Annotated in this window: 1 pseudogene; it reads left to right on the top strand. The window is 41.3% G+C overall.

Annotated features, from left to right (window positions below):
* Positions 1–655 (top strand): annotated as a pseudogene (locus tag P20439_RS13205) (transposase); the annotation flags it as partial.
* Between the last annotated feature and the right edge of the window lie 3 nt (positions 656–658).

Genomic DNA, 658 nt, shown 5'->3' with positions numbered 1-658 from the left:
GTGACCAACGTGCCAGATAGAGGCCAGCTTGCGTCAATGACGAAAACTCGCACAAGAAGCATTGCGCAAGAAAGATATACGGGTATTAGCAGATAAAGGTTACTTCAGTCAGCCTGATATAAAAGACACTATCGATTTGGGTGCAGAGCCAATCATGCCCAAGACGGATACATCGTCCTCTGAAAAGAAAGGGATATTTAACCGCTCACTCTTCAAATACGATGCAAATAAAGATATTTACTTATGCCCCGCTGGTAATGAACTTCAAAATCGAATGCAGGTATTTGAGCAAGGTAAATACCTTGATGTTTACTTCAATCACATTGCTTGTCGAGATTGTAAAATAAGAAGTCAGTGCACTAACTCTAAAAAAGACCCTAGGCGAATAAGGCGGTGGGTGCATGAGATTCTGACAGAAGAAATGCTTCAAAAGCTAAAGAATCAACCTGAATTGATGCTTCATCGAAAGCAAACTGTTGAGCACCCCTTTGGCACAATTAAACTCTGGATGGGAGCTACCCACTTACTAACACGAGGTTTAAAAAGCGTGGGGACAGAAATAAGTCTTCATGTCCTAGCTTACAACTTCAGAAGAATGATAACAATTATGGGAGTTAACGGCCTAAGTAAAGCAATTAGAGTAGCGTTGCCATAGCAG

It is taken from the genome of Pseudoalteromonas sp. BSi20439 (assembly GCF_000241165.1).
In the GTDB taxonomy this organism is placed as follows: domain Bacteria; phylum Pseudomonadota; class Gammaproteobacteria; order Enterobacterales; family Alteromonadaceae; genus Pseudoalteromonas.
Note: the sequence above shows the minus strand (reverse complement) of the source record. Positions and strands in the feature narration are given on the sequence as shown.